We start from the raw sequence: 24208 nt of genomic DNA on the forward strand, positions 1-24208 counted from the left end.
ATCTCCCTGTGGGTTGGTGTCACGACCCCGCGATGCCGCGGGACCGGGTCTGGGGCCGCCGTGGTGGCGGCAGGAAGGGGAAGTGGGCCCGGCCGTCGCCGAGCGCGCCGGCGAGTGCGAGGAGGCAGCCCGCCGTCCCGGTGTGGAGGTCCATGGACAGGCGCAGCATCTGGTGGCCGGGGAAGGCGAGCTGGCCCGCGTACGTCATGGCGAACCAGCCGAGTTCCTCGATCTGGGCGGCGGTGTCCTCGGGTGTGATGCCCGGCGTGGTGCTGCGGTTGACGTGCAGCAGCATTCCGGCCCGGCCCTGGACCAGGCCCGGCTGCACGCAGAAGCGGGAGCGGGCGGCGGCGAGGATGGCGGGCCGTGCCGTCTCGAGACCGGGGTCGTCCCGGTGGGCGAGGTAGTCGTCGATGACCATGCCGATGCCGACGCTGCCGTCACCGAGGTAGGGCATGGTGCGCCAGCCCTCGTCGACGGCGAGGCTGCCGTCCCGCTGCTGGGTCACGCACTGGGCGAGGTCCCTGGTCAGGGCGTGCCGCGCCAGGTCGAGGAGGGCGGGGTCGCCGTTCCTCTCGTACAGGCGCAGGAAGAGCAGGGCGGGGCCGGTGGCGCCGCGCAGCAGGCCGGCCCTGCGCCGTCCGTTCTTGAGGGCGGGCGCGGTGTCCTCGGCGGTCAGGCGTGCGCCGAGGATGTCGGCCGCCTGCTCGGCGTGGCGGGCGAGGGCGGTCTCGCCGGTGCTGTGCGCGAGGGCGTCGAGGGCGAGGCCGACGCCGGCGAGGCCGCCGTAGAGGTCCGAGGGGAGCCGCTGCCAGTTCTCCGCGAGGAGGAGGCCGACGAGGTCGAGGGCGCGGGTGCGGTGGCCGAGCCGGTCCAGTACGTGGGCGATGCCGGCGAGGCCGTCGTGGTAGCCCAGCGGGGTGCCGGTCGGGACGGGCGCGGTGTGTTCCAGGAGCCAGCGCTCGCCCTCCTCGTAGCGGTCGGCGCCGCTCTCGGCGAGTGCGTGGAGCACGCCGGCCGCGCCGTGTGCGACGCAGAGCCCGCCGCCCTCGGCGAACTGCGCGATGTCGCCGGGGAAGAGCCGGTCGTCGCGGTCCGGGGTGGCCGAGGCGAGGATGGCCTTGACCATCGAGTCCCGGCTGTGGGGCCAGTCCGCGGGGTCGACCAGGGGGGTGGCCGCGCCCGCCGTGCGGCGGGCGGCGCCGGCCTCCGGGGTGCCCTGCTCCTGGTCCTGCCTGTTCTCGCGCCGGGGGCCGTGCTGGATCTCCGCGACCGCTTCGGCGAGGAACTCCGCCGGTACGTCGGGGAATTCGGCCGCGATCACCTCGGCGAAGTGGGCCGCCTTGCCGCGGTCGATGGAGAGCAGCGAGGTGATCGGCAGGAAGAGGGCGAGCCGCAGGCAGGCGAGGGCGTAGCGGTCGATGTCGGTGCCGGTGCGGTCGGGCGGCGCGAGGAATCCGGGGTGCGCGACGATCTGGCGTCCGTTGTCGCCGACGGCCGTCGCCGCTTCGAAGTCGAGGAGGGAGACGGACTGTTCGTCGGGGGCGACCATGATGTTGAACAGGTGCAGGTCGTTGAAGACGACGCCCCGTCCGTGCACGGCGGTGACGGCTTCCTCGACGGCGCGGTGCATGCGCAGCGCCCAGGCCGTGTACGCGGATATGTCGGCGCGGTCGGGTGTGCTGGTGCACAGCGGATGCCGGTGGGCGAAGAAGGAGTTGAGGGTGGACCCCTCGAGGAAGTCCATGACGAGGAAGCGGTGGCCGTCGAGGAGGAACCAGTCGCGGACCTCGGGGGCGACGCCGAGTCCGGAGAGCTTCTCCAGGGCGTCCTTCTCGCGTTCGAGCCGGGCCACGGCGTCGGCGCCGTCGGAGGCGAGGCCGGCGTAGGGGCGGCCTTCCTTGAGGACGACCTTGCTGCCGTCGCGGGTGTCGGTGCCGGCGTAGACGCCGCCGCCGTTGGAGAAGTGCAGCGCCTTCTCGATGCGGTACGGCAGGTCGCCGACGGTCGTGGTGTTGCGGGCCTTGAGCGCCGGTTCGAGGAAGGCGGGCAGCGTCACCCACTCGGGGACCTTGAAGGCGGGGTCGCGCGGGTCGGGCACGAGTCGGCCCTCGCCGTTCTCGATGGCGGGCACCAGCGAGCCCTTGCCGTTGTCGCACATGCGCCGGGTGAAGGCGCCGTACCTGACGTACAGGGGGCCCTGGCGCCAGCGCAGGTCGGTGAGGATGTACGGGCCCTCGAACCCGTCGAGCAGCTCACCCAACTCGTCGAGCGTCCGGTGCAGTTGGGCCTCGTCGGCCGGGTAGATGGTGACGGCCTTGCCGCTGTGGTCGCGGGCGGCGTACTTGCTGTTGCGCAGGTGCAGCAGGTGTTTGGCCGGCACGAACTTGAAGGGGATCCGGCGGGGCACGCAGTGGTCCCACACGATCGTCGCGATGCGGTCCGCGTTCTCCAGGGTGGCGGAGACGTGGATCTTCCACCCCTGCTGGGGGGCGGGCAGCCTGGCCCCGCTGTCGTCCACCGGGACGAACGAGAGCCAGTCGCCGATGCGCCCGGAGCGCCAGCCGTCGGGGACGGGGCGGCGGGACACGGGGAAATCCGGTGAGCCCTTGGTGGCGGTGGACGGCAGTCGGTCCGGGGTCTCGTAGAAGTGCCTGTCGGCCAGACAGTAGACCTCGTACCGCTTGTCCATGGTGTCCCCTCTCCGCTCGGCGTGGCAGAGAGATTTCCAGGGCGGCAGGGGACGGAACAGTCACGAGTGTCATCGGATCACCGTGCGGAACGCATGGGTAAAGTCACGTTCGCTCGTGTTCGAGAGTCCAGATTAGCGACGGACCGGACAAATGGCGACGCCCGCGTCGTCACCTAGGTGAACTGGACGCGGGCGTCGGCCGTTTCGGGCTCGGGCGCTCTTTCTACTCCTCCGGCGGGAACACCACCTCTCCGCCGTCGGCCAGCGTGATCGTGATCGCCTCCACCGGGCAGCCCTCCGCGGCCTCGAGGACCTTTTCGTTGGCGTCGGTCTCGGCGGCGGTGGGGTGCGACTGGCGTGCGGTGTCCAGGGTGAAGCCGCCGGGGGCGGTGAGCACGCACATCCCCGAGCCGATGCAGACCGACCGGTCGACCTCGACGTGCCAGCGGTCTCCCATCAGGCGCCCGTCCCCTCGTGACCGGCCGGGAGGTGGATCATCTTGTGCTCGAAGTACTCGCCGTACCCCTCGGGTCCGAACTCGCGCCCGAGGCCGGAGTTCTTGTAGCCGCCGAAGGGGCCGAGCATGTCGAGGCTGAAGGTGTTCACGGAGTACGTGCCCGTGCGCACCCGGCGCGCGACGTCGATGCCGCGTTCGACGTCGGCGGTCCAGACGCTGCCGCTGAGCCCGTAGTCGGAGTCGTTGGCGATCTGCACCGCCTCGTCCTCGTCGCCGTACGGCAGCAGGCAGATGACGGGGCCGAAGATCTCCTCGCGGGCGATCCGCATGGAGTTGTCGACGCCGCCGAACAGGGTCGGCTCGACGTACCAGCCGCGGTCCAGGCCGGGCGGACGGCCGCCGCCCGCAAGGATCTTGGCGCCCTCCTCCTGGCCGATGCGGATGTAGTCGAGGGAGCGCTGCTGCTGCCGTTCGGCGACGAGGGGGCCGAGTTCGGTGGCCGGGTCGAGCGGGTCGCCGACCTTGAGCGCCGACGCGGCGGCCGCGAAGGCCTCGGCGAACTCGTCGTAGCGGGTGCGCGGCACGAGGATGCGGGTCTGCGCCACGCACGCCTGCCCGTTGATCATCCAGGAGAAGGGCACGATGCCGGCGACCGCGCTCGCCGCGTCGGCGTCGGGCAGGACGACGGCGGCCGACTTGCCGCCGAGCTCCAGCGTCACGCGCGTCAGGTTGCGGGCCGCGACCTCCATGACGCGTTTGCCCGCGGCGACGGATCCGGTGAAGGAGACCTTGTCGACGTCCGGGTGACCGACGAGGTACTCGCTCACCTCGCGGTCGGCGCAGATGATGGAGAGCACCCCTTCGGGCAGCCCGGCCTCGGCGGCGATCTCGGCGAGGATGTACGCGTCCAGGGGCGCTTCCGGCGAGGTCTTGAGGATGACCGGGCAGCCGGCGAGCAGCGCGGGCGCGAGCTTGGCGGCGGCGGTGAACTGCGGGACGTTCCACGGCACGACGGCCGCGACGACGCCCATCGGCTCGCGCCGGACGAGGAGGCGGCCGAGGACTCCGTCGCGCGCCTGCTCGTAGGGGAAGTCGCGGGCGACCGTGATCGCCGCGTCCCACGCCATCAGCGCGGAGAGGGCCTGCACCATCACGCTGGAGGTGTACGGGGTGCCGTTCTCGGAGCTGATGACGCGGGCGATCTCCTCGTGGCGGGCGGCGAAGCCGTCCTTGATCCTGGCGACGACCTCGATGCGCTCGTCCAGGGGCAGCCGCGGCCAGGGGCCGTGGTCGAAGGCGGCGCGGGCGGCGGCGACGGCACGGTCCACGTCGGCGGGTGCCGCGTGCGGCACGCGGGCGAAGACCTCTCCGGTGTGCGGGGAGACGACGTCGATGACGCCCGTGCCGAGCGGGTCCACCAACTCCCCGCCGATGAACAGCTGTCCGTGTTCCACGAGCTCGGTCATGGCTGACTGCCTCCTGCGGAGCGCTTCCTGACACTGTTTCAGAACTGATACCAGTTCTAGTTGGAGGAGTCCACGGACGGAAGGGACAACTCGCGCACCGGACAGTCGACTTGGGCGACCATTGAAACTAGTTCTAGTTATAGTGGCGGCACCAGCGACAGAGACGAGGCGCCCATGACGCAGGCGAGCGGCACGCGGCCGGCCGGACCGCCCGTGATCGAGCACGGCGGCGGCGTCTGGAGCGTCAAGGTCCCGATCCCCGACAACCCCCTCGGCTTCACCCTCGTCCACCTCCTGGACACCGACGCGGGACCGGTCCTCGTCGACACCGGCTGGGACGACCCGGCGTCCTGGGAGACCCTCGGCGCCGGACTCACCGCCTGCGGCACCGCGGTCGAGGACGTGCACGGCGTCGTCATCACCCACCACCACCCCGACCACCACGGCCTGTCCGGAGCGGTCCGCGAGGCGTCCGGCGCGTGGATCGCGATGCACGAGGCGGACGCGTCCGTCGTGCGCCGCACCCGCTCCGGACCGCCCGCGCGCTGGTACGGCTACATGGCGGCCAAGCTCACCGCCGCCGGCGCCCCCGCCGACCACGTCGCCCCGCTCATCCGCGCGCGCGACGAGGGGAGGCCGCGCGCGCTTCCCGGCCTCGCCCCCGCCCTGCCCGACCGCACCATCACCCCCGGCGAACTCCTCGCCCTGCCGGGCCGCAGGCTCCGGGCCATCTGGACCCCCGGCCACACCCCCGGCCACGTCTGCCTGCACCTGGAGGAGGACCACCCGGCCGGCCTGCCCGGCAACGGCCGCCTCTTCTCCGGGGACCACCTGCTGCCCGGCATCACCCCACACATCGGCCTGTACGAGGACCCGGACGACGAGGTCGTCACCGACCCCCTCGGCGACTACCTCGACTCCCTGGAACGCGTCGGCCGGCTCGCCCCCGCCGAGGTCCTCCCCGCCCACCAGCACGCCTTCACCGACGCCCCCGGCCGCGTGCGCGAACTCCTCGCCCACCACGAGGAGCGGCTTACCGGCCTGCTCGGCCTGCTCGCCGTACCCCTCACCCCCTGGCAGCTCGCCGAGCGCATGGAGTGGAACCGCCCCTGGGCCGAGATCCCCTACGGCTCGCGCAACATCGCCGTCTCGGAGGCCGAGGCCCACCTGCGGCGCCTGGTGAAGCTGGGGCGCGCCGAAGCCGTGGCCGGGAGCGATCCGCTCACGTTCGTGGCGGTGTGACCCGAGGCGCCCGCGGACCGGCCGGTAGAGTGAGTGCGTCGTCCTCACGTCCGCGCAGGGGGAAGCCGGTGCGAACCCGGCGCTGACCCTTCCCCGAGCTCTCGGCTTCGCTCGAGCAGGGGAGACCCCAATCCGTATGCCGAGCGTCAGACTCGGTAAGCCGGAATGCCCGGCGCGGAACGTGACCGGCTCGCGTCACCGGACCCCGGTGAGCGGCACCGTCGAGGTATACGGAGCCGGAGCCGCCCGGAGGCCGTGCCCGCACGGTGCCGTGCGCCCCGCTCCCCGCAGGGAGAGGCAACCCGCCCCATCATGAACGTTCGTCGCAGCGCCGCGGTCCTGGCCGCCGTCGCCGTGCTGGGCTCGGCCGCCGCACCGGCCGCCGTCGCGGCCCCCTCCCCGAAGCCCTCGACCGCGCTTCCCTCGGGCCTCTACGGCAAGCAGGACCCCAAGTTCGACGGCGTCTTCCGCCAGTCGTACGCCCTGCTCGCCCAGGACACCGAGGGCGTCAGGCCCGCCGCCAAGGCCGTCGACTGGCTGACCGGGCAGCAGTGCGCCAGCGGCGGCTTCGCGCCGTTCCGCGCCGACGCGACCGAGCCCTGCAACTCCAAGACCGCCGTCGACAGCAACTCCACCGCCGCCGCCGTGCAGGCCCTCGCCGCGCTCGGCGGGCAGGACAAGACGGTGAAGAAGAGCGTCCAGTGGCTGAAGTCGGTGCAGAACGACGACGGCGGCTGGGGGTACAACCCGGGCCTGCCCTCCGACGCCAACTCCACCGGCATCGTCGTCGGCGCGCTCGTCGCGGCCGGTGAGAACCCCGCCTCCGCCAAGTCGAAGGACGGCAAATCCCCTTACGACGCGCTGCCGAAGCTCGCCATGGGCTGCGGCAAGGACGGCGGCGCCTTCGGCCTCGCCGACGCCAAGTCCGGCAAGCTCTCGCCGAACGCCGACGCCACCGCGGCCGGGGTGCTCGGCAGCCTCGGCAGGGGACTCGTCGTGTCCCCCGCCAAGAAGGGCGCCTCCAGTGCGCCGAAATGCGCGAAGCCGGACACGGCCGCGCAGGCCGCGAGCAACGGCACCGCCTACCTCCTCGACACCCTCGGCGAGAACGGGGACCACCTGAAGTCCGCGATGCCGGGCGCCGAGGACCAGCCGGACGTCGGCAACACCGCCGACGCCGTGATCGCCCTCGCCGCCGCAGGACAGAACGAGCAGGCGAAGAAGTCCGCGGTGTGGCTCACGGAGAACTCCGCGAAGTGGGCCAAGCAGGCGGGCCCCGCCGCCTACGCCCAGCTGGTCTTCGCCGCGCACGCGGCGGGCCTCGACCCGCGCGACTTCGGCGGCACCGACCTGGTCGAGCAGCTGAACGCCCAGGGCCCGGCCCCGAAGTCCGCGTCGGACTCCCCCTCCGCGGCCGAGAAGGACGAGAAGAAGGACGACGACGGCGGCGTCAGCGTCTGGTGGATCATCGGCGTCGGCATGGTCGCCGGCATCGGCATCGGCTTCCTGTACAGCGGCAACCGCAAGAAGAAGCAGCCGTGACCCGAGGCCGTGCGCGGCGCGGGCGCCTTGCGCTCGCGGCGCTCCTCGCCGCGCTCCTCGGCGTCCTGGTGGCCGCGCCCGCGCAGGCCGCCGGGTACCGCTACTGGTCGTTCTGGGACCGGGACGGCGACACGTGGACGTACGCGACCCAGGGACCCGGCACCGCCCGCCCCGGCGACGGTGACGTGCAGGGCTTCCGCTTCGCGGTCTCGGAGGACTCCGCCGGCGCCGCCAAGCCGCGCGGCGCCGCCGGCTTCGAGGACATCTGCGCGAAGACCCCGGCGCGGGACGGCCGCAAGCGCGTCGCGCTGGTCATCGACTTCGGCACGGCGGCCGACGCGCCCGGCGGGGAGACCCCGCCGAAGCCCCGTACCGCCTGCGCGCGGGTCGCCGACGACGCCACCAGCGCAGAGGCCCTCGCCTCGGTCGCCAAGCCGCTGCGGTACGACAGCAAGGCGCTGCTCTGCGCCATCGACGGCTATCCGAAGTCGGGCTGCGGCGAGCAGGTCTCCGGCGACGGCGACGGGCGGCGGAAGACCGCGCCGGACGCGGGCGCCGGCGACGGCGGGGACGACGGCGGGCCCTCGGTGGGCCTGATCGCCGGGGCCGCCGCCGTCGCGCTGCTCGGCGGTGCCGCGGTCTGGCAGGCCCGCCGCCGCCGCGGCTGACGCGGCCGGAGACGGACAGCACGATGACGGACCACGGCAGCGGCGCGCCAGGCCGCCTGCGACGCCGCCTCGCCCCTGAGGCGCACCGCGGCAACGCCCTCCACCCCGGCGCCTGGTGGATCTGGGCCATCGGCCTTGGCACCGCCGCGTCCCGCACCACCAACCCGCTGCTGATCGGGCTGCTGATCGGCGTCGCGGGGTATGTGGTGGCGGCGCGGCGGACGGCGGCGCCGTGGGCGAAGTCGTACGGCGCGTTCGTGAAGCTGGGGCTGGTGGTCATCGCGATCCGGCTGGTCTTCGCGATCGTGCTCGGCTCGCCGATCCCCGGCACGCACACCGTCGTCACGCTGCCCGAGGTGCCGCTGCCCGACTGGGCCAGGGGCGTGCGGATCGGCGGCCGGGTCACCGCCGAGGGCCTGACCTTCGCGCTCTACGACGGCATCCGCCTGGCCGGGCTGCTGATCTGTGTCGGCGCCGCGAACGCGCTGGCGAGCCCGGCCCGGCTGCTCAAGTCGCTGCCGGGCGCGCTGTACGAGGTGGGGGTCGCCGTCGTCGTGGCGATGACGTTCGCGCCGAACCTCGTCACCGACGTGCAGCGGCTGCGGGCCGCCCGGCGGCTGCGCGGGCGCCCCGACCACGGGATGCGCGGGCTGCTGCAGGTCGGGCTCCCGGTCCTGGAGGGCGCCCTCGAACGGTCGGTCGCGCTGGCCGCGGCGATGGACGCGCGCGGCTTCGGCCGTACCGTCCCCGTCCCCGCCGGGGTGCGCAGGGCGACGGCCGTCCTCACGCTCGGCGGTCTGATGGGCGTCTGCGTAGGGACGTACGGACTGCTCACCGCGGACGGCGCCGGCTACGGCGTGCCCGTCCTCGCCACCGGTCTCCTCGCCGCCCTCGCGGGGCTGCGGCTCGGCGGCCGGCGCTCGACGCGGACCCGGTACCGGCCCGATCCGTGGGGCGCGCGCGCCTGGCTGGTCTCCGCGTCCGGGCTCGCGGTGGCGGCCCTGACGATCTGGTCCGCGTCGCACGACCCGGCGGCCCTGCACCCCGGGGTCGTCCCACTGGTCGCCCCAACCCTGCCACTGTGGCCCGCGGCGGCAGCCCTGATCGGCCTACTCCCCGCAGTCGTCGCCCCGGCACCACCTCCGACGACGTCCCCTTCCAGACCGTCCGGCCCCCCGGCGCGGAAGCGGAGATCCTCCGACAGACGGACCACCTCCGACCCGACCGGCACCCCGAGCCCGACCGCACCAGAACCCGCTGGCTCCAGCGAGGCGACCGCGTCGAGTCCGGGCGTCGCGAGTTCGGGCTCGGGCGCGGGCTCGGGCGACACGCGTCCAGGTGCCACGCGCTCGGGCGACAGGCGTTCGGACACCGCGGGCTCGGGCGGCACGCGTTCAGGTGCCACGCGGTCGGGCGGCACGCGTTCTGGTGCCGCGCGCTCGGGCGACACGCGTTCGCCCACCGCAGGCTCGGGTGACACGTGTTCGGACACCTCAGGCTCGGGCTCCACGCGCTCAGGCGGCACGACCGCGTCGTCCGGGAACGCGGCCGTCCCGGGGACGGCGCGTCCCGGATCGCGGGGGCCAGGGCCGGTGGCCGGGCGCCCCTCGCCCGCCGCCTGGCGTCTGCCCCCGGCCGACCCCTCCGGGGCTCCCCCGCCCACACCCGCACCCGACCGGCCCGCGCAGGCCCCCGCCCCCGGGCGCCGCACCGGCGACGCCGCCTCACCCCTGGGTTCGTGCCGTGAGGGGACCGCCGCAGCCCCCGCATCCCCGACATCCCCCACGCCCCCCGAGGAGACCTCATGATCCGGTTCGAGGACGTCTCGGTGATCTATGACGGGGCGGCCGTGCCCACCGTGCGCGGGGTGGACCTCGTCGTGCCCGAGGGGGAGCTCGTGCTGCTCGTCGGGCCGTCCGGGGTCGGCAAGTCGACACTGCTCGGCACGGTGAGCGGGCTCGTGCCGCACTTCACCGGCGGCACCCTGCGCGGCCGGGTGACCGTGGCGGGCCGCGACACCCGTACGCACAAGCCGCGCGAACTCGCCGACGTCGTCGGCACCGTCGGCCAGGACCCCCTTTCGCACTTCGTGACGGACACCGTCGAGGACGAGCTGGCGTACGGCATGGAGTCGCTGGGGCTCGCGCCGGACGTGATGCGCCGCCGCGTCGAGGAGACCCTCGACCTGCTCGGCCTCGCCGACCTGCGCGACCGCCCCATCGCCACTCTCTCCGGCGGCCAGCAGCAGCGCGTCGCCATCGGCTCCGTACTCACCCCGCACCCTCAGGTCCTCGTCCTGGACGAGCCGACCTCCGCGCTGGACCCCGCCGCCGCCGAAGAGGTCCTCGCCGTGCTGCAGCGGCTCGTCCACGACCTGGGCACCACGGTCCTGATGGCCGAGCACCGCCTGGAGCGGGTCGTGCAGTACGCGGACCAGGTGCTGCTGCTCGGCGCGCCGGGTGAGCCGCCGGTGCTCGGCGATCCGGCCGCGCTGATGGCCCGCTCCCCCGTCTTCCCCCCGGTCGTCGCGCTCGGCCGCCTCGCGGGCTGGTCGCCGCTGCCGCTGACCGTGCGTGACGCCCGCCGCAGGGCGGGGGCGCTGCGGGAGCGGCTGGCCGAGGCCCGGCCGCCGGCCGAGGCACCCACCGCACCCGTCGCACAGGCCGCACAGGCCACCCCACCGGCAAAGGGGCGGGCGCCCGGCCGGTGGTCCCGGCCGCGCGGCAAGGAACGTACCCCCGAGACGGTCGCGGCGGCCGCGTCCGTCGAACGTCTCGCCGTGCGGCGCGGCCGCGTCGAGGCGCTGCGCCGCGTCGACCTCACCGTCACGCCCGGCGAGACCGTCGCCCTGATGGGCCGCAACGGCGCCGGGAAGTCCACGCTCCTGTCCACCCTCGTCGGCCTGCTCGAACCCACATCGGGTGCGGTCCGCGTCGGCGGCGCGGTCCCCCACCGCACGCCCCCGCGGGAGCTGATCCGGCACGTGGGCCTGGTCCCCCAGGAGCCACGCGACCTGCTGTACGCGGACACGGTGGCCGCCGAGTGCGCGGCGGCGGACCGTGACGCGGGGGCCGCGCCCGGCGCGTGCCGTGCCCTGGTGAGCGAGTTGCTGCCCGGCATCGCGGACGACACGCATCCACGGGACCTCTCCGAGGGCCAGCGGCTCGCGCTCGCCCTGTCGATCGTCCTGACCGCCCGGCCGCCGCTGCTCCTCCTGGACGAGCCGACCCGCGGACTCGACTACGCGGCGAAGGCCCGGCTCGTGACGATCCTGCGGGGGCTCGCCGTCGGGGGGCACGCCATCGTGCTGGCCACCCATGACGTGGAGCTGGCCGCGGAGATCGCCCACCGGGTGGTGATCCTGGCGGACGGCGAGGCGGTCGCGGACGGTCCGACCGAGCAGATCGTGGTGGCGTCGCCGTCCTTCGCGCCGCAGGTCACGAAGGTTCTGGCGCCGCAGGAGTGGCTGACGGTGGCGCAGGTGCGCCGCGCGCTCGACGCGGGCGAGGAGGACGCGTCGTGACGGGCGGCCGGAAGCTCCCCCGGCCCGGGGACCCCGGGTCCGGAGGCAAGACCGAGGCCCGCGCCGGGGTGCAGGCCCAGGCGCGACCCGTCCGGCTCGGCCCCCGCTCCGTCGTGGCGCTCGCCCTGGTCAGCGCCGTCGGCGTGGCCGCCTTCGGCTGGCCGCTCCTCGCGGCCGGCGGCTCCGGGCTCGGCGATCACGCGCAGGACGCGCCCTGGCTGTTCGCGGCGCTCCTGCCGCTGCTCCTCGCCGTCGTCGTGGCGACCATCGCGGACGTCGGCCTCGACGCGAAGGCCATCGCGATGCTGGGGGTCCTGGCGGCGGCCGGTGCGGCGCTGCGGCCGCTCGGCGCGGGGACGGCGGGCATCGAGCCGATGTTCTTCCTGATGGTGCTGAGCGGGCGGGTGCTCGGGCCGGGCTTCGGATTCGTGCTGGGGGCGGTGTCGATGTTCGCGTCGGCGCTGCTGACCGGCGGCGTCGGGCCGTGGATGCCGTTCCAGATGCTGTCGATGGGGTGGGTCTGCATGGGCGCGGGGCTGCTGCCGGGCCCCGACACCCTGCGCGGGCGGCGTGAGCTGTGGCTGCTGGCGCTCTACGGGGCGGTGGCCTCCGTGCTGTACGGGACGGTGATGAACCTCCAGGGCTGGCCCTACCTCGGCGGCCCGGCCACCGGTGTCTCCTTCGTGCCGGGCGATCCGGTCCTGGACAACCTCGGGCGGTTCATCGCGTACTGCCTGGCGACCTCGCTCGGGTGGGACCTGCCGCGCGCCGTCGTCACGGTGGTGCTCGGTCTGACGCTCGGTCCCGCCGTACTGAAGGCGCTGCGCCGGGCCACGCGCCGGGCCGCGTTCGAGGCGCCCGTCACATTCGAGGCCCCGAAGCCGTAAGGGGCCCGCCGCTCTCCGTTACATCGGGGCCCCGGATCCGTGAGGCGGCCCACAGTACTTTGGTCCTCTACGAAGGAGGCCCGTAGATCATCTCTCTTGACATGCATGCATCAATCTGCGTCCTGACCTGCGCATTGAGAGCCACGTCACACGACGGACATTCGGCGCGGATGCGACTTCCACTAGTAAGCAGGGGCATTGCGGCGAGGTAACGGCCCTGCTTCTCTGGATGAGTCGCAAGGCGCCGACAGCCCACCCGGGCCTCGGCGCCGCCGCATGTCCCCCACACTCCCGTGTCCCACGACGTGCGCCGCGAGCCCCGTCCCCCACCGGAAGGTCCTCTGTGTCCGCCTCGCTCATCCGCCGCATCGCTTCCCCGAAGAAGGCCATCACCGGCGGCCTCGTCGCCGCCGCCGCTTCCGGCATGGTCTTCGCCGCGGCCCCCGCTCAGGCAGCCACCCCGACCACCGCGAAGGCCGCCGCCCCGGCCGCCGCTCCCGCCGCCGCCCCCGCGTCCGCCAAGGCGATCGCCAAGAAGAAGATCGCGGACCCGGCGCAGTTCGCCGCGTTCGACAAGATCGTCTCGCACGAGAGCGGCTGGAACCCGAGCGCCACCAACTCCTCGTCCGGCGCCTACGGCCTGGTCCAGGCCCTGCCCGGCTCGAAGATGGCCTCCGCGGGCGCCGACTGGAAGACCAACCCCGAGACCCAGATCGAGTGGGGTCTGAAGTACATGAACGAGCGCTACGGCAGCCCGGTCGGCGCCTGGAACCACTGGCAGGCCAACGGCTGGTACTGAGCCGCCGCGACCCGCCACCGCAGCATCCGAGAGGCGGCGACCCCTGTACGGGGTTGCCGCCTCCGGCGCGTCCGGGGCCCGTCACCGGGCCGTCGCGAACCACCGCGCGATCTTCGGCGCCGCCTTCGCGACCGACTCCATGTGCGGCACGCCGCCCTGGTCCACGACCGGGGCCCGTACGCCGTGCGCGGCGAGGTCCGCGGCACAGCTGCGGGCGTTGCCGATCGGCACGTCGGTGTCGCCGTGGGCGGCATAGAGGCGTACGGGGGCGTCGGGCTTCCAGGCGCACGAGCCGTCGTTCGCCTCGAGCACATCCTTCAGCGGGCCCACGGGATGTTTCATCTTCTCGTAGAAAGCGGGGGTGACCAGCTCCCGCACGGAACCGGGGAGCGCCCCGATGACCTCCTCCTCGCCGTGCCGGCCGTCGAAGAGCTTCTCGATCCGGCCCGCGTAGGGGGCACGGAACACGTCGGCGGGGTCCTTGTAGAGGGGATGCAGCCGGTTCTGGGCCACCAGGAAGTACGAGAGGTAGAAGACGCCGCTCGTGCCGTTGACCCGGCCGTCGTACAGGGCGGGGATCTCCTCGCCGGACAGGTCGTAGGGACCGCTGACGGGGGCCACCGCGCGCGGCGTGAACGGCGTGTCCTTGCCGCTCAGCTCTTTCGCCAGCGCCATCGCCACCTGCCCGCCCTGCGAGAAGCCGGTGAGGTAGAGATCGCCGGAGAGCCCGCGCCCCTCGCGCCGTGCCGCGGTGCGCGAGGCCCGCAGCATGTCCTCGGACGCGGTCACCGCCGAGCGCGTGTCCATGTACGGGTGGCGGCCGGGGCCCCTGCCGAGTCCGAGGTAGTCCGGGGCGGCGACGGCCTTGCCCGCCGCGGCGTGGAGATAGGGGGTGAGGCGGCCGAAGTCCTCGGCGACGGAGGGCGCGTAGTCGCGGTGGACCATGGTGCCGTGGGTGTCGGAGACGAGGCCGAGCCGTCGCTCGTGCGCCCGGCCCCCGGGGCTCTTCGGCAGCACGAACAGGCCGGTGGCGGTGGTGGGCCGGCCCTCGGGGCCGACGGTGCGGTAGGTGAGACGGTACGCCGTCACCCCGTACCGCACCGGTCCCGTGTCGAGCTTGCCCTCCTTGAGGTGGCGGACCACTTCGGCGCGGCTCAGCTCGGCCACCTGCGTGACCTTCAGGAGGTCGCCGCGGCCGGTGTGCCGGGGGTGCGCGGAGCCGTCGAGGGCCCCGGCGGCGGGCGCGGCGGCGAGTCCGGCGAGCAGGAGGGCGGCGAGGGCAACGGCCGTCCTGCGCGGTGAACGGGTGCGTACGGGCGTGGAGTTGGTCATGCCGACGACGCTACGGAGGGCCGGGGCGCCCGCGACATCCGAGAACCCCCCGGCCAGATGGTGTACTTACTACCACCCGGCGGGGGCCCGCCCCCGGAAGGACCCCTTCGCCGTGGTGCTCGCTAGAGCCGCTGGATGATCGTGCCGGTCGCCACCGCGCCGCCCGCGCACATGGTGATGAGCGCGAACTCCTTGTCCCTGCGCTCCAGTTCGTGCAGGGCCGTCGTGATCAGGCGGGCCCCCGTCGCGCCGACAGGGTGGCCGAGGGCGATCGCGCCGCCGTTCACGTTCACCTTCTCCAGGTCCTGCCCGAAGACCTGCGCCCAGCTCAACACCACCGACGCGAAAGCCTCGTTGATCTCGACGAGGTCGATGTCCTTCAGGGACATGCCCGCCTTGCCGAGCACCGCGCGCGTCGCGTCGACCGGCCCGTCCAGGTGGAAGTGCGGGTCGGCACCGACCAGCGCCTGGGCGACGATCCGGGCCCGCGGCTTCAGCTTCAGCGCCCGCGCCATCCGCTTGGACGCCCACATGAGGGCCGCCGCCCCGTCGGAGATCTGCGACGAGTTGCCCGCGGTGTGCACGGCGGTGGGCATGACCGGCTTGAGGCGGCCGAGCCCCTCCATGGTGGTGTCGCGCAGCCCCTCGTCGCGGTCGACCAGCCGCCACATGCCCTGCCCGGCGGCCTGCTCCTCCTCCGTGGTGGGCACCTGCACGGCGAACGTCTCGCGCTTGAAGCGCTCCTCGGCCCAGGCGACGGCCGCCCGCTCCTGGGAGATGAGGCCGAGCGAGTCCACGTTCTCGCGGGTGAGGCCGCGCCTGCGGGCGATGCGCTCGGCGGCCTCGAACTGGTTGGGCAGGTCGACGTTCCACTCGTCGGGGAAGGGCTTGCCGGGCCCGTGCTTGGACCCCGAGCCGAGCGGCACCCGCGACATCGCCTCGACGCCGCAGCTGATCCCGACGTCGATGACACCGGCCGCGACCATGTTGGCGACCATGTGGCTCGCCTGCTGGGAGGAGCCGCACTGGCAGTCGACGGTGGTCGCCGCGGTCTCGTACGGGAGTCCCATGGTGAGCCAGGCCGTGCGCGCCGGGTTCATGGACTGCTCACCGGCGTGCGTCACCGTGCCGCCGACGATCTGCTCGACGCAGTCGGCGTGGATTCCGGTGCGCCCGAGGAGTTCGCGATAGGTCTCGCCGAGCAGATAGGCGGGGTGGAGATTGGCGAGCGCGCCCCCGCGCTTGCCGATGGGCGTGCGTACTGCTTCGACGATGACGGGTTCCGCGGCCATGGGCTCGTCCTCTCCCTCCACGTCCCGCGAGCCGTCCCGGCGGCTCGCGAGTGGAACTAGTACGCGTTCTAGTTCTGTGCAGCAGTCTGCTGAGCCGGACCCCGGCGCCGCAAGAGTCTTGCACGCACCTTGCGCGGGACCCGCACGCAACCGGGCCGCCCTGGGCCTTGCCTCTTGTAGAACCCGTTACTACCTTGCGAGCGAACTGCCCTGATGGACCGTCAGAACCAAGCTCACGCCTGGAGTTGCCGATGCCCTGTCCAGCGCTGCCCGACGGGTTCGACTTCACCGATCCCGACCTGCTCCAAGACCGCGTGCCGCTGCCGGAGTTCGCACGGCTGCGGCAGACGGAACCGGTGCGCTGGATCGCCCAGCGGCCGCGGATATCCGGCTACGACGACGCGGGCTACTGGGCCGTCACGCGGCACGAGGACGTCAAGTACGTCTCCACGCACCCCGAGCTGTTCTCCTCCAACCTCAACACCGCCATCATCCGCTTCAACGAGTCGATCGAACGGGACCAGATCGAGGTCCAGAAGCTGATCATGCTGAACATGGACCCGCCCGAGCACACCCGGGTCCGCCAGATCGTCCAGCGCGGCTTCACCCCCCGCGCGATCCGCTCCCTGGAGGAGGCGCTGCGCTCCCGCGCCCACTCCATCGTCGAGACGGCGCTCGCCGGCGCGGCAGCGGACGGCTCCTTCGACTTCGTGACCAACGTCGCCGTCGAGCTCCCGCTCCAGGCCATCGCCGAGCTGATCGGCGTCCCCCAGGAGGACCGCTCGAAGATATTCGACTGGTCCAACAAGATGGCGGGGTACGACGACCCGGAGTACGCCATCACCGAGGAGATCGGCGCCGAGGCCGCGATGGAGATCGTCGCCTATGCGATGCATCTCGCCGCCGCCCGCAAGGAGTGCCCGGCCAAAGACATCGTCAGCCAGCTGGTGGCGGCCGAGGACGAGGGGAACCTCTCCGGCGACGAGTTCGGGTTCTTCGTGATCCTGCTCGCGGTCGCAGGAAACGAGACCACCCGCAACGCCATCACCCACGGCATGCACGCCTTCCTGACCCATCCGGACCAGTGGGAGCTCTACAAACGCGAGCGCCCCGTGACCACGGCGGAGGAGATCGTGCGGTGGGCCACCCCGGTGGTCTCCTTCCAGCGCACGGCCACCCAGGACACCGAGCTCGGCGGCGCCCTGATCAAGAAGGGCGACCGGGTCGGCATCTTCTACTCCTCGGCCAACCACGACCCCGACGTGTTCGAATCCCCGGAGCGGTTCGACATCACCCGCGACCCGAACCCGCACCTCGGCTTCGGCGGCGGAGGCCCACACTTCTGCCTCGGCAAGTCCCTGGCGGTCCTGGAGATCAACCTCATCTTCAACGCGATCGCCGACGCCATGCCCGGCCTGCACCTGACCGGCGACCCCCGCAGGCTCCGCTCGGCGTGGCTCAACGGCGTCAAGGAGCTCCAGGTCAGCACCGGCTGACCCGGCGCAAGGGAGGCGGGGGCACACCTCTCACGCCCCGCCCCCGCCTCCCCCGGACGGGTGAAGCGACCTATCAGGTCAATCACGTTTACTGAACCAACGTTTCCGTTGCACGAAGCGTCCTGAGAAGTGAACCTTGCCTCCCCTGGACTCGAACGGAAACGGTGGCCGTGGTCTCTGCCGACGTATCGCTCAGCCCGTCCGGCACCGCCCCCACCGGCCGGAACGCCCCCCTGCGGCCGTTCCTGCGGCGCCACCGCGTCCCGCTCCTCGCCACCCTCCCCACCCTTCCGCTGTACGCCGTCTGGGTGGCCTTTCTCGCCACGGGCGGCGGCGACCTCGCGGCGCAGGAGGCCTGGGCGCGGTTCGCCTCCGAGCACGGCACGGCCGCGTACAACCTCTTCTGGTACGGCGGCATGCACACCGCCAACTACAGCCTGATCTCGCCGTACCTGATGGCCGCCCTCGGCGTGCGGACCGTGACCGTGCTCTCCGGGGTGGCCGGGGCCTGGCTGGTCGCCGCCCTGATCGCCCGCACCGGCATCCGAAGACCGCTGTGGCCCGCGGTCCTCGCCTCGCTGGCGATCTGGTGCAACGTCGCCTCCGGCCGCACCACCTTCGCGCTCGGCCTCGCCTTCGGCCTCGCGGCCTGTCTGGCGCTGGTGCGCAGGCGGTGCGTGACGGCCGCCGTCGCCTGCTCGGCCCTCGCCACCATGGGCTCCCCGGTCGCGGGGCTCTTCCTCGTCGTGGCGGGCGCCGGCTACTTCTTCGTGCGCGACTGGGTGCGGGCGGCGGCGCTGATCCTGCCGCCGGTCCTGGTCGTGGCGGCGACCACGGTGCTCTTCCCCTTCACCGGCGAGCATCTGATGCCCTTCGACCGGATCTTCCCGCCCGTGCTGTTCAGCCTGGCCCTCATCCTGGCGGGGCCCCGCGAGTGGCGGGTGGTGCGGTGGGGCGCCGGCGTCTACGCGGTCGGCACCGTCCTCACGTACCTCATCCCCTCCCCCATCGGCACCAACGTCGAGCGGCTCGCTGAGCTGGTCGGGCCCGCCCTGCTGCTCGCCGCCCTGCTCGTCCCCGGCCTCACCCGGGCGCGCAGGATCGCCCTGACGGTGGCGCTCGTGCTCTCCTCGGCCTGGGTGGCGCAGAAGACCCTCGACGACCTCGCCGTGTCGACGAAGGTGCCGAAGTGGGCGGTCGACACCCACGGCGTCGTACGGGAACTGGAGCGCCTGGAGGCCAACCGCACCCGCGTCGAGGTCGTCCCGACCCGCAACCACCGGGAGGCCACCGCCCTCGCCCCGTACGTGAACATGGCGCGCGGCTGGAACCGCCAGCTCGACATCGAGCGCGGCCGCCTCTTCTACGACGGGTCGTTCTCCGCGGGCACCTACCGCAAGTGGCTCGACAAGTGGGCCGTCGGGTACGTGGTGCTGCCCGCGGGCAAACCGGACGGCTTCGCCGAGGACGAGGCGGCGCTGGTGGCGAGCGGGCCGAAGTGGCTCGAGCCGGTCTGGCACGACGCGCACTGGCAGATCTTCCGCGTCGAGAACCCGGTGCCGCTCGTCTCCGAGCCCGCGGCCGTCGTGCGCTCCACGGGGTCGAACGTCGTGGTGCGGGTGCCCGAGCGCGGCTCGGTGACGCTGCGTCTGGTGTACTCGCCGTGGCTGCGGGCCAACGGCGCCTGCCTGCGCCGCGAGGGCGAGTTCACGCGCCTCTCGGTTCCCGCGCCCGGCACGTACGAGATCAGCTCGGGGTACGGTCCTCCGCGGAGCCGCCCTTCGACGTGCCGCTGACGGCCGGCTCCCGCGCCCTCTCCGCCCGCGCCGCCTTGGCCGGCTGCCGCACCCGGGGCCCCGAGAGCAGATAGGTGAGGCCGAAGCCGAGGCCCACGACGGTCGCGCCGCCCACCGCGTCGAGCACCCAGTGGTTGCCGGTGCCCACGATCGCGGAGAGGGTGAAGAACGGGTGGATCAGGCCGAGCGCCTTCATCCACCACCGGGGCGCGATGACCGCGATGACCAGGCCGCACCAGAGGGACCAGCCGAAGTGCAGCGAGGGCATCGCCGCGTACTGGTTCGTGAGCTTGGTCAGCGTGCCGTAGTCGGGCTGCGTGAAGTCCTGCACGCCGTGCACCGTGTCGATGAAGCCGAGCCCGGGCATCAGCCGCGGCGGGGCCAGCGGATAGGCCCAGAAGCCGACGAGGGCGAGGACCGTCGCGAAGCCGAGCGCGGAGCGCGCCCAGCGGTAGTCGGCGGGCCTGCGGACGTACAGGACGCCGAGGATGGTCAGCGGCACCACGAAGTGGAACGACGTGTAGTAGAAGTTGAAGAAGTCCTCCATCCAGCCGGTCCGCGCCGTCAGATGGTTGAACCAGCGCTCCAGGTCGATGTGGAGGAATTGCTCGATCGCGTGGACCTGCTCGCCGTGGTGCTCGGCGGTGGCCCGCCCCCCGGAGATCGTGCCGCCCGTCGCCGCCAGCCTGACCTGCTGGTACGCGGAGTAGCCGACGCGGATCAGGAGCAGTTCGAGCAGGAGGTTCGGGCGGGTCAGGACGCGCCGCCAGAACGGGACGAGCGGCACCCGGCTCCAGCGGGCCGGGACGGGCTCGGCGTGCTCGGTGGGGATGGGCTCCCCGTACTGCGGGTGGGAGCGCGGCAGGAACGGCACGAGGACGGCCGTCGCGAGCGCCGCGATCAGCACGACGTTGTCCCGGATCGGCTCCATGACCGGCATGTTCGGCAGCATCATCGTGGCGGGCAGCGTCGAGACGAGGACGACGGCAACCGGCCACACGTACCGGTCCGACCGGCGCTTGCCGACCCGGCCGACCACCGCGAAGAGCACCCAGAGCAGCTGGTGCTGCCACGTCGTCGGCGATACGGCGACCGCGACGCAGCCGGTGATCGCGACGGCCAGGAGCAGCTGCCCGTCCCGCGCGTAGCGCACGGCCCGGCGCAGGCCGACCACGACGACGGCCGCGCTCAGGACGACGAAGAGCGCCGTCTCCAGCGGGCCCGTGAGGCCGAAGCGGAGCAGCATGCCGTGCAGCGACTGGTTGGCGGTGGCGTCCGGATGGGTGCCGAGGCCCGCGCCCGCGAGGTGGTGGAACCAGTACGTCGACGAGTCCTGCGGCATCGCCGCCCAGGTCAGCGCCGTGCAGGCGGCGAAGGCCGCGCCGGTGGACGCGGCCGCCTTCCTGCGGCCGGTGAACCAGAGCAGCGCCGCGAAGAGCAGCGCGGTGGGCTGCAGGGCCGCGCCGACGCCGATCAGGGCGCCGCCGACCCGTTCGTCGCGGACCGCGAAGAGGCCGAGGAGGACGAGCAGCACGGGGATGACGCTGGTCTGACCGAGGTGCAGGGTGTTGCGCACCGGCAGCGACAGGATGAGCAGGCTGATCGCGACGGGCGCGGCCAGCAGCGAGGTCCGCCGGGCGACGGGCTGCGGCAGCGCGCGGGCCGCGACCAGGCCGAGCACGGCGACGAGACCGAGGGTGCCGAACGTCCAGGCCCAGCCGAGGGCCTGCTCGCCCGAGCGCGCGAGCGGTTTGAGGACGAGGCCGGCGAAGGGCGGTCCGGTGAACTTGTCCCCGTCGTAGAAGGAGCCGTTGACGTGCAGGACGCCCTGCGGCCCGATCCAGGTCTCCAGATCGGTGAACCGCTCCCCCTTGGGGGTGCGCAGGACGTCGGCGACCTGCCGGGCCGCCAGGAAGGCCGCGATCAGCCAGAGGACGACCCGGGCCGTCGCGGTCCGCGCCCCGGGCCCACCCGGCCGGTCGGCGCCCACAGCATTGCCCGATCCCCTGTGCTCAACGTTCGCCACGCCCCGTCGGCCCTCCCGTCCCGTCCGTCATGTCAGCGACCCCGTCCGTGAAGGGCCGGTGAAGGGCCCGAGAGTTCCGCGCCCTGATGTGAGACGCACGCAACCACCTTTTCACCTGGCAGCCACATCGCTTTCCATCGGCCCCCGGGCGCTTTGACCCGAACGGGGTGTCCTTAGGGCCCTTCGGGGGTGGGCCCCACCCGAACGCACCAGGGACGACACCCCGAATTCCAGGATCGCGCGTCGGGCCGCAGCGTGCGGTTCCCGGCCGGAGCCGCGACATAGATCACAAAGGCGCCTTATCCCCGCAGTCTGCGGAAACACCGTTTGACCTGGACAGAAGCGGTTTCCGCGCGCTGTGCGGCCGAACGGACACCGACCGTAATGATGCTCCTTGCACCTATGGTCGCTTTTCGGGCCGCCCCCGGTGACCGGGTGCGGCCCCGCCCTTGTCGTCGACCGAGAGCAGGCGAGCGAACCCTTGGCGAGCGCCACACCCGTCGCCCTACGGAAGCCCGAGTCCCCGGGGGGACCGCGATCCTCACGGGAACACCTGCCCCCGGCAGGACGCCCCGCCGGATCCCGCGCGGAAGCCGCCGGTGACGTCACCGTCACCGACCCCGCGATGGTGAGGCGCGCGGTGAAGGCGGCCGCCCTCGGCAACGCGATGGAGTGGTTCGACTTCGGCGTCTACAGCTACATCGCCGTGACGCTCGGCAAGGTCTTCTTCCCCTCGGGCAACCCGACGGCCCAGTTGCTCTCCACCTTCGGCGCCTTCGCCGCCGCCTTCCTGATCCGGCCGCTCGGCGGCATGGTCTTCGGCCCGCTCGGCGACCGCGTCGGCCGCCAGAAGGTCCTCGCGCTCACCATGATCATGATGGCCGCGGGCACCTTCGCGATCGGCCTGATCCCGTCGTACGCGTCGATCGGCGTCGGCGCGCCGATCCTGCTCCTGCTCGCCCGCCTGGTCCAGGGCTTCTCGACCGGCGGCGAGTACGCAGGGGCCTCGACCTTCATCGCCGAGTACGCCCCCGACAAGAAGCGGGGCTTCCTCGGCAGCTGGCTGGAGTTCGGCACGCTGGCGGGCTACATCGGCGGCGCGGGCCTGGTCACCCTGATGACGGCGCTCCTCTCCACCGACGACCTCCTCTCCTGGGGCTGGCGCATCCCGTTCCTGATCGCGGGCCCGATGGGCCTGATCGGCCTCTACCTGCGGATGAAGCTGGAGGAGACCCCGGCGTTCGCCGCCGAACTGGAGAAGGCCCACAAGGACGAGCAGACCCGCGCGAAGGTACGCCTGCGCGACATGGTCGCGGGCCAGTGGAAGGCCCTGCTCCTCTGCATGGGCCTGGTCCTGGTCTTCAACGTCACGGACTACATGCTGCTGTCGTACATGCCGAGCTATCTGACCAGCGAGCTCAAGTACGACGAGACGCACGGGCTGCTGGTCATCCTGGCCGTCATGGCGCTGATGATGTGCGTCCAGCCGTTCATGGGCGCACTCACCGACCGCGTCGGCCGCCGCCCGGTCATCGCCGCGGGCTGCGCCGGCTTCCTGCTGCTCTCCGTCCCCGCCATGCTCCTGATCCGCGACGGCTCCCTGTGGGCGATCGCGCTGGGCCTGGGCGCCCTCGGCCTGCTCCTGGTCTGCTTCACGGCCTCGATGCCGTCGACCCTCCCCGCCCTCTTCCCGACGAAGGTCCGCTACGGCTCCCTCTCCATCGGCTTCAACATCTCCGTCTCCGTCTTCGGCGGCACGACCCCGCTGATCGTGACGGCGCTGATCGGCGCGACGGGCGACAAGATGATGCCCGCGTACTACATGATGGCCGCGGCCGTGGTCGGCGGAATCGCCGTCTGGTACATGACGGAATCGGCCCGCCAGCCCCTCCCGGGCTCACCCCCGTCGGTGGAGACCGAAGCGGAAGCGGTGGCGCTGCGCGGGGGCGGGCGCTGAGGGGTCACCTTCCGGCCTTCGCACCCGCCCCACCCCGTCTCGTCTCGGGCAACCACCGCGCCCCGAACTCCCACACGGCGTAGGCTACTTAGCGAAGCTAACTGGTCAGTCGAAGGGACCGTACGAGCCGCATGAACCAGCAGCAGTGGAACTCCGTCGACGCCTACTTCACCGACCTCCTCACCCCGGCCGACGACGCCCTCGCCGCGGCCCAGCGCGACAGCGACGCCGCCGGCCTCCCGCGGATCAGCGTCGCCCCGAACCAGGGCAAGCTGCTCCACCTCCTCGCCCAGCTCCAGGGCGCCCGCCGCATCCTGGAGATCGGCACCCTCGGCGGTTACAGCACCATCTGGCTGGCCCGCGCCCTCCCCGCCGACGGCCGCCTCATCACCCTCGAATACAGCCCCGAACACGCGGACGTGGCCCGCGGCAACCTCGTCCGCGCCGGCCTCGACAAGATCGTCGAGGTGCGCGTGGGCCCCGCGCTCGACTCGCTCACGGCACTCGGCGCCGCCCACTCCGCCGACCCCGACCCCTTCGACTTCGTCTTCATCGACGCGGACAAGGTCAACAATCCTCGCTACCTGGAGTGGGCGCTCGAACTGACCCGCCCCGGCAGCCTGATCGTCCTCGACAACGTCGTCCGCAACGGCGCCGTCACCGACGCGTCGAGCACCGACCCCGGCGTGCTCGGCACCCGCGCCGCCCTGGAGATCATGGCCGAGCACCCACGGCTGAGCGCCACGGCGATCCAGACGGTGGGCACCAAGGGGTACGACGGCTTCGCGCTGGCCCGCGTAGTCGACTGACCCGCGAATGATCCACGGCCGGCGGTCTCAACCCTCGTGGTAGAAACCGACGTTCACGCTCCGCGGCCCCGACCTGTCCTGGATGACGATCTCGCCGGAGCCGCCCCGGGCGAGGGGGGGGGGGACCCCGCGGGGGGGGGGGGGGGTGGGCCCCGCTGGGAACCCCCACACCTTCCCCGACGGGGTTGGGGTTTGGATGCGTCAGCAAGCGAAAGGACAGACCA

At 72.8% G+C, this 24208-nt stretch carries 16 protein-coding genes and 2 pseudogenes; 11 read left to right on the forward strand and 7 right to left on the reverse strand.

Features of this window, described 5'->3' with window-relative positions; genetic code table 11:
• Positions 1-19: 19 nt before the first annotated feature.
• The 3 genes from lanKC to ACZ7DY_RS11015 all read right to left on the reverse strand — a co-directional run bounded on the left by lanKC (position 20) and on the right by ACZ7DY_RS11015 (position 4615).
• A complete protein-coding gene (gene lanKC, locus ACZ7DY_RS11005) occupies positions 20-2692 on the reverse strand; it encodes a class III lanthionine synthetase LanKC (RefSeq protein WP_471132944.1) in 2673 nt (890 codons plus the stop codon).
• A 223-nt stretch (positions 2693-2915) separates the two neighbouring features.
• The gene (locus tag ACZ7DY_RS11010) at positions 2916-3149 is read right to left on the reverse strand and encodes a ferredoxin (protein ID WP_471132947.1); all 234 of its coding nucleotides are present in this window, start codon (positions 3147-3149) and stop codon (positions 2916-2918) included.
• Positions 3149-4615 carry an aldehyde dehydrogenase gene (locus tag ACZ7DY_RS11015; protein ID WP_471132948.1) on the reverse strand — a complete coding sequence of 489 codons (1467 nt, stop codon included), beginning with the start codon at positions 4613-4615 and terminating at the stop codon, positions 3149-3151. The genes ACZ7DY_RS11010 and ACZ7DY_RS11015 overlap by 1 nt, the downstream gene beginning before the upstream one ends.
• A 174-nt stretch (positions 4616-4789) precedes the next feature.
• Between ACZ7DY_RS11015 and ACZ7DY_RS11020 the strand changes: the two genes are divergently transcribed.
• The 7 genes and pseudogenes from ACZ7DY_RS11020 to ACZ7DY_RS11050 all read left to right on the forward strand — a co-directional run bounded on the left by ACZ7DY_RS11020 (position 4790) and on the right by ACZ7DY_RS11050 (position 13276).
• The gene (locus tag ACZ7DY_RS11020; RefSeq protein WP_471132950.1) at positions 4790-5857 is read left to right on the forward strand and encodes an MBL fold metallo-hydrolase; all 1068 of its coding nucleotides are present in this window, start codon (positions 4790-4792) and stop codon (positions 5855-5857) included.
• Positions 5858-6169: 312 nt separating this feature from the next.
• A complete protein-coding gene (locus ACZ7DY_RS11025; protein ID WP_471132953.1) occupies positions 6170-7399 on the forward strand; it encodes a prenyltransferase/squalene oxidase repeat-containing protein in 1230 nt (409 codons plus the stop codon).
• Positions 7396-8067, forward strand: coding sequence for an SCO2322 family protein (locus ACZ7DY_RS11030; protein WP_471132956.1), 672 nt, complete (start codon positions 7396-7398; stop codon positions 8065-8067). Before ACZ7DY_RS11025 ends, ACZ7DY_RS11030 begins: the two co-directional genes overlap by 4 nt.
• Positions 8068-8090: 23 nt before the next feature.
• Positions 8091-9218, forward strand: a pseudogene (locus ACZ7DY_RS11035) (energy-coupling factor transporter transmembrane component T); the annotation flags it as partial.
• Positions 9219-9871: 653 nt separating this feature from the next.
• Positions 9872-11590 (forward strand): ABC transporter ATP-binding protein, encoded by a 1719-nt coding sequence (locus tag ACZ7DY_RS11040; RefSeq protein WP_471132959.1) that lies wholly within the window; start codon positions 9872-9874, stop codon positions 11588-11590.
• Positions 11591-11658: 68 nt separating this feature from the next.
• Positions 11659-12477, forward strand: coding sequence for an ECF transporter S component (locus ACZ7DY_RS11045; protein WP_471134486.1), 819 nt, complete (start codon positions 11659-11661; stop codon positions 12475-12477).
• A 343-nt stretch (positions 12478-12820) separates the two neighbouring features.
• Entirely contained in the window at positions 12821-13276 is a 456-nt protein-coding gene (locus tag ACZ7DY_RS11050) for an aggregation-promoting factor C-terminal-like domain-containing protein (protein ID WP_471132961.1), read from the forward strand.
• Positions 13277-13357: 81 nt separating this feature from the next.
• Here the strand turns inward: ACZ7DY_RS11050 and ACZ7DY_RS11055 are convergent, their stop codons facing one another.
• Positions 13358-14608, reverse strand: a complete 1251-nt coding sequence (locus ACZ7DY_RS11055) for an alpha/beta hydrolase (protein ID WP_471132964.1) — start codon at positions 14606-14608, stop codon at positions 13358-13360.
• Between the two features lie 122 nt (positions 14609-14730).
• Positions 14731-15900 carry a steroid 3-ketoacyl-CoA thiolase gene (locus ACZ7DY_RS11060; protein ID WP_471132966.1) on the reverse strand — a complete coding sequence of 390 codons (1170 nt, stop codon included), beginning with the start codon at positions 15898-15900 and terminating at the stop codon, positions 14731-14733.
• A 251-nt stretch (positions 15901-16151) separates the two neighbouring features.
• Between ACZ7DY_RS11060 and ACZ7DY_RS11065 the strand changes: the two genes are divergently transcribed.
• Together ACZ7DY_RS11065 and ACZ7DY_RS11070 are read left to right on the forward strand one after the other, a co-directional pair.
• Positions 16152-17396, forward strand: a complete 1245-nt coding sequence (locus ACZ7DY_RS11065) for a cytochrome P450 (protein ID WP_471132969.1) — start codon at positions 16152-16154, stop codon at positions 17394-17396.
• Positions 17397-17560: 164 nt separating this feature from the next.
• On the forward strand, positions 17561-19192 hold the full coding sequence (locus ACZ7DY_RS11070) for a hypothetical protein (protein WP_471132972.1): 1632 nt from the start codon (positions 17561-17563) through the stop codon (positions 19190-19192).
• Here the strand turns inward: ACZ7DY_RS11070 and ACZ7DY_RS11075 are convergent.
• The gene (locus tag ACZ7DY_RS11075; protein WP_471132974.1) at positions 19143-21218 is read right to left on the reverse strand and encodes a bifunctional glycosyltransferase 87/phosphatase PAP2 family protein; all 2076 of its coding nucleotides are present in this window, start codon (positions 21216-21218) and stop codon (positions 19143-19145) included. The genes ACZ7DY_RS11070 and ACZ7DY_RS11075 overlap by 50 nt on opposite strands.
• 553 nt (positions 21219-21771) lie before the next feature.
• On the opposite strand from ACZ7DY_RS11075, the gene proP reads away from it, so the two are divergent.
• Entirely contained in the window at positions 21772-23175 is a 1404-nt protein-coding gene (proP, locus tag ACZ7DY_RS11080; RefSeq protein WP_471134489.1) for a glycine betaine/L-proline transporter ProP, read from the forward strand.
• A 131-nt stretch (positions 23176-23306) separates the two neighbouring features.
• Positions 23307-23984, forward strand: a complete 678-nt coding sequence (locus tag ACZ7DY_RS11085; RefSeq protein ID WP_471132976.1) for an O-methyltransferase — start codon at positions 23307-23309, stop codon at positions 23982-23984.
• A 27-nt stretch (positions 23985-24011) separates the two neighbouring features.
• Here the strand turns inward: ACZ7DY_RS11085 and ACZ7DY_RS11090 are convergent.
• Positions 24012-24208 (reverse strand): annotated as a pseudogene (locus ACZ7DY_RS11090) (hypothetical protein); the annotation flags it as partial.

The organism is Streptomyces sp. NPDC037013 (assembly GCF_055607265.1).